Source organism: Kitasatospora sp. NPDC004531 (genome assembly GCF_053602195.1).
Map to the genome: position 1 here is coordinate 1 of NZ_JBSGDD010000180.1, position 4978 is coordinate 4978.

At 75.6% G+C, this 4978-nt stretch carries 5 protein-coding genes; 3 read left to right on the plus strand and 2 right to left on the minus strand.

Translation table 11 applies throughout. The features are described from left to right. Window positions 1–137 precede the first annotated feature (137 nt). Window positions 138–641 (plus strand): MarR family winged helix-turn-helix transcriptional regulator, encoded by a 504-nt coding sequence (locus tag ACWEMJ_RS33705; protein ID WP_452140951.1) that lies wholly within the window; start codon window positions 138–140, stop codon window positions 639–641. 157 nt (window positions 642–798) lie between these two features. Here the strand turns inward: ACWEMJ_RS33705 and ACWEMJ_RS33710 are convergent, their stop codons facing one another. Both ACWEMJ_RS33710 and ACWEMJ_RS33715 read right to left on the minus strand, forming a co-directional pair. Beyond that, complete coding sequence (locus ACWEMJ_RS33710) at window positions 799–1782, minus strand: LLM class flavin-dependent oxidoreductase (protein WP_452140952.1); 984 nt, start codon at window positions 1780–1782, stop codon at window positions 799–801. Window positions 1783–1876: 94 nt separating this feature from the next. Next, the gene (locus ACWEMJ_RS33715; RefSeq protein WP_452140953.1) at window positions 1877–3076 is read right to left on the minus strand and encodes an MFS transporter; all 1200 of its coding nucleotides are present in this window, start codon (window positions 3074–3076) and stop codon (window positions 1877–1879) included. A 211-nt stretch (window positions 3077–3287) separates the two neighbouring features. Between ACWEMJ_RS33715 and ACWEMJ_RS33720 the strand changes: the two genes are divergently transcribed. Together ACWEMJ_RS33720 and ACWEMJ_RS33725 are read left to right on the plus strand one after the other, a co-directional pair. Further along, window positions 3288–4535, plus strand: coding sequence for an MFS transporter (locus ACWEMJ_RS33720; protein ID WP_452140954.1), 1248 nt, complete (start codon window positions 3288–3290; stop codon window positions 4533–4535). 85 nt (window positions 4536–4620) lie between these two features. Next, entirely contained in the window at window positions 4621–4890 is a 270-nt protein-coding gene (locus ACWEMJ_RS33725) for an acylphosphatase (RefSeq protein WP_452140955.1), read from the plus strand. Window positions 4891–4978 lie beyond the last annotated feature (88 nt).

Consider the following 4978-nt stretch of genomic DNA (forward strand, 5'->3'; position numbering starts at 1 on the left):
GTCCTCGTACTGGGTGTACTTGGATGGTTTGCCGGTGCTTCCAGGCGGGATGATCCGGCGTCGCGCGCCCGGCAAGATCGGCCGGACAGGCCCTACGATCGAAGCCCGACCAGCCGCACAGAGATGGAGCACCGCACGTGGAGGACGCCGTCGCGGGCGTGCTGCGGCAGTGGCAACAGGCCTACCCCGACCTGGACACCGGGCCGATCGCCGTGCTCGGCCGGATCAACCGGATCGCCGCCCTGCTGCAACAGGGCCGGACCGGACCGCTGCCCCGGGAGGGCCTCACCCGGCCCGAGTTCGACCTCCTCGGCGCGCTGCGCCGCACCGGCCGCGAGCTGACGCCCTCCCAACTCGCCCGGGAGACCTTCGCCTCCGGCGCGGCGGTCACCAAGCGCCTGCGGCAGCTGGAGGAACGCGGCCTGGTCGCCCGCCGCACCGACGACCGCGACCGCCGCGTCTCCCACCTCTCCCTCACCCCGGCGGGCACCGAGCTGATCGACCGGCTCTACCCCGACCTCCTCGCCCACGACCGGACCCTGCTCGCGGGCCTGACCCCCACCGAACGCGAGGACCTGTCCCGCGACCTCGCCCGTCTGCTGCTCGTCCTGGAGGGCAGCAGCGGCAGCACCCCGCTCTGACCCGGCCCCCGCGGAGCGCACCGGCGCACGGCCGCCGCCGACAGCGGGACGATCCCGTGCACCGGCGGATCGACCGGCGACCGCTCCTCCTCGTCCCGGCTCTCGTCCACCCGCCGCACCGCGTCCCGCAGTTCGGGGCCCGCCGGACTCCGGGACGCTACGCCGGCAGCGCCAGGGCCAGCGACTCCAGCTCCTTCAGCGCGTCCGGGCCGGTCGGCGCGAGGACGACGGTGGTGGCGCCGGCGGCGTGGCGGGCGGCGACGGCCGCGCGGGCCTGGGCGGGGGTGCCGGCGACGGCGAGGGCGCGGACCCACTCGGCGGGCAGGGTGCGGGCGAACTCGGCGCCGTCGGCGGCGGCCGCGCGGTGGGCGCGCAGCTCGGCGGCGAACGGCAGGGGGTCGATGTGGGCGGCCCAGTCGGGTTCGCCGATCGCGGCCAGGCCGTCGCGTGCCCGGTCGAGGGCGGTCCGCTCGTCCGGGTCGATCGCGGCGGCGTCGTAGGTGACGACGGCGGCGTCGGGGCGCAGGTGGCGGCGGGAGGCCGCGATGTACGCGGGCGCGGCAGGTTCGGCCAGCAGCAGCCCGTCGGCGGCCTGCCCGGCCACGGCCTGCGACCTGGGGCCGCGCACGCCGAGGATCACCGGCGGCACCACCTGCGGCAGCTCCGTCAGCCGCACGCCGTGGCACTGCACGTACCGGCCGTCGGCGGGTCCGGTGTCGCCGCGCAGCAGGGCGCGCAGCGCGGTGGTGTACTCCGTGAGCAGGGTGAGCGGGCTGGCCGGCCAGGCCCCGGCGGCGCGCATCCAGTCGGGCATGCCGTGGCCGATGCCGATGGTGGTGCGGCCGGGGTGGAGCTGGGCGAGGGTGGCGAGTTCCATGGCGGCGAAGCACACGTTGCGGGCGCCGGCGGGCAGGATGCCGATGCCGACGGTGATCCGGTCGGTGACGGCGAGCACGGTCGCGGCCTGCGCGATGCCGCCGCGCCAGCCGAGGTCCTCGACCACCCAGAGCTCGTCGAAGCCCAGTTCCTCGGCCCGGCGCGCGTACGCGTACAGGTCCCGCGCGGGCAGGTCGCGGGGCAGCAGGACGCCGACCCGGCCGAAAACGGGGACGGGGACGGCGGCGGCTTCGGTGCTGGGCATCGGCGGCTCCTGGGAGGGGACTCCGCGCGGCCCGGCACGCCGGCGCGGAAGGTCGGGTGATCGTACCGCCGTCGCTCCGCCGGGTGACGTCCCGTCAGTGCACGGCGGCCACCGGCCGCTCCGCCACGGGCTGGTCCGCCACCGCGACCGGCTCCTTGCGGTCCGCGGCCCAGGCCCCGGCGGCGATCAGGAAGCCGAGCAGCGCCAGGCCGGAGCCGACCAGGGTGGGCGACGTCCAGCCGAGGCCGGCGGAGAGTGCGAGCCCGCCGTAGAAGGCGCCCTGCGCGTTGGCCGCGTTGAACGCGCCCTGCACCGTCGCGGACGCCAGCGTGGGCGCCGAGCGGGCCTTCTGGATCACCAGGGTCTGCACGGTGGGCACGGTCGCGAACCCGGCCATGCCGATCAGCACCACCGTCACGGCGGCCGACCACCGGGCATGCGCGGTGACGGCGAACAGCGCGAGCGCGCCGGACATCGCCAGGAACGCGGCGCACAGCGACGGGCGCAGCGCGCGGTCGGCCGCGTAGCCGCCGATGGCGTTGCCGAGGGTCATGCCGACGCCGAACAGCGCGAGGATGACGGTGACGGAGGAGTCGGCGAAGCCCGCGACCTCGGTGAGGACGGGGGTGATGTAGCTGTAGCAGGCGAACAGTCCGGCGCAGCCGAACATCACGGTGGCCAGCGCGAGCCAGAGTTGGCCGCTGCGGAACGCGGCGAGTTCGCTGCGCACGCCGCCGCCGTGGTGGGTGGGCAGGTGCGGGACGAGGCGGGCGATGGCGAGGGCGCCGAGCAGGCCGACGACGACCACGACGAGCATCGCGGCGCGCCAGCCCAGGTGCTGGCCGAGCAGGGTGGCGGCGGGGACGCCGACGATGTTGGCGACGGTCAGGCCGGAGAACATCACCGAGACGGCGCGGGCCCGCAGGTGGGGGGCGACGAGTTCGCCGGCGGCGACGGCGCCCGCGCCGAAGAACGCGCCGTGCGGGAGTCCGGCGATCAGCCGGGCGGCGGCGAGGAAGCCGAAGTTCGGGGCGATCGCGCACAGCAGGTTGCCGGCGGTGAACAGTGCGGCGAGGCCCACCAGGACGGCCTTGCGGGGCAGTCGGGCGGCGCCGACGGTGAGCAGCGGGGCGCCGATCACGACGCCGATCGCGTACATGGAGATCAGCCAGCCGGCGTGCGGGATGGACACCTGGAGGCTGTCGGCGATCTGCGGGAGCAGTCCCATGGCGGCGAATTCGGTGGTGCCGATGGCGAACGCGGTGATGGCGAGGGCGACGAGCGCCAAGGGCATGGTGGTGCTCCACAACGGGGTCGGCGGGGTGGCTGGGCGGCGGCACCGACGGCATGTCAACGTTGTCAGTGCCTGCCGATCCTACCGGCCCGGCCGTCCTGGCCCGCCGCCCGTCCGCCGGGGCGGGCCGGGAAAACCGGGTGCGGCCGGCGGGCTCCGCCGTTAGCGTCGGGCCTTTGCGGAGATCCGGCGCGGTGGGGGGTGACTCGGGGTGGGGCGGTCCGGTGGGCTGGGTCGGGCGTTCGGGGTGCTGTGGTCGGCGTCGGCGGTCTCGACGCTCGGGGACGGGATCGTGGCGGCGGCGGCCCCGCTGCTGGTGACGTCGCTGACCAGGGATCCGGTGCTGGTCGGCCTGTCGGTGTTCGCCCAGCAGTTGCCGTGGCTGGTGCTGGCGCCGGTGAGCGGGGTGCTGGTCGACCGGGTGGACCGGCGGCGGCTGACGGTGGCGATGAACGCGGCGCGGGCCGTGCTGACGGCGGTGTTGGCGGCGGCGGTGTTCGCCGGGGCGGCCTCGCTGCCGCTGATCTACACCATCGGTCTGCTGCTGGGCAGTTGCGCGGCGCTCGGCGACAACGCCGCCCTGGCGCTGGTGCCCGCCGTCGTCCCCTCCGAGCAGTTGCCGCGCGCCAACTCCCTTCTGTTCGGCGCGTATTCGGTGCTCAACAAGCTGTCCGGCCCGCCGCTGGGCGCGGCCCTGTTCGGGGTGGCGGCCGGTCTGCCGCTGGCGGTCGACGCGGCGAGCTTCGCGGGCGCGGCGGCCCTGCTGTCGATGCTGCGGCTGCTGCCGCGCGAGGAGCCGCGGCCGTCCGCCGCCCGGCTGCCGATGCGCCGGCAGTTCACCGAGGGCGTCCGCTGGCTGTGGGGCCGCCCGGCGGTGCGGACGCTGACGTTGGCGCTGTGCCTGATGAACGTGACGCTGATCGCCGGGTTCTCCGTCATGGTGCTGTACGCGCGCGAGCACCTGGGCCTGTCGGCGTTCGGCTACGGCGTGCTGATGTCGGCGGGCGCGGTGGGCGGCCTGCTGGGTGCGGCGGTCGCGCCGCGGCTGCAGGCGCGGTTCTCGTCCTCGGTGCTGCTGCGGGTGGGCCTGGTGCTGGAGACGCTGACGCACGTCGGCCTGGCGCTGGCGGGTTCGGCGTGGGTGGCGGGCGTGGTGCTGGCGGTGTTCGGCGTGCACGGCGCGGTGTGGATGGGCGTGGACCGGACGCTGGTGCAGCGGGCGGTGCCGAGCGAGTTGTACGGCCGGGTGATGAGCGTCTTCATGGCGCTGGCGGTGGGCGGTTCGGCGCTGGGCGCGCTGATCGGCGGCCCGCTGGCCCGCGCGTTCGGCCTGACCGGCCCGTTCTGGTTCTCGGCGGTGGTGATGGCGGTGCTGACGGTGTTCGCCTGGCGGCCGTTCGGCCGCTCCATCGACGACCGCGCTCCCGCCGCCGCACCGCAGGCCGCGGTCGCGAACTGACGGCCGTGCCTGCCGCCGCGCCCGCCCCCGCCTGCGGTATACCTTGCGGGCAGTGACAGCGGCGAGCGGGGCGAGGTGGACGCGGGTGATCCGGCGGCGGGTACTGGTGTCGGGCACGGTGCAGGGCGTGTTCTTCCGCGACTCCTGCCGGCGGGCCGCCGCCGAGGCGGGCGTGGCCGGCTGGGTCCGCAACCTGCCGGACGGCCGTGTGGAGGCCGCCTTCGAGGGCGACGACGCACCGGTGGAGCAGATGGTGGCCTGGATGCACCACGGCCCGCCCCGGGCGACGGTGCAACACGTCGAGGTGCTCCCGGAGCCGCTGGAGGGCCTGCTGGTCTTCGCCATCACCGACTAGGACTTGTCCGGTCGATCATGTGCGGAGCCAGATGACCAGGGCTGCTGCGGTGACGGTTCCGAGGTAGACGTATCCGCGTTTGTCGTAG

Excerpts from the sequence above, each read along its gene's own strand:
- ACWEMJ_RS33715 (WP_452140953.1), bottom strand. The coding sequence starts at position 3,076 with ATGCCCTTGGCGCTCGTCGCCCTCGCCATCACCGCGTTCGCCATCGGC.
- ACWEMJ_RS33710 (WP_452140952.1), bottom strand. The coding sequence starts at position 1,782 with ATGCCCAGCACCGAAGCCGCCGCCGTCCCCGTCCCCGTTTTCGGCCGG.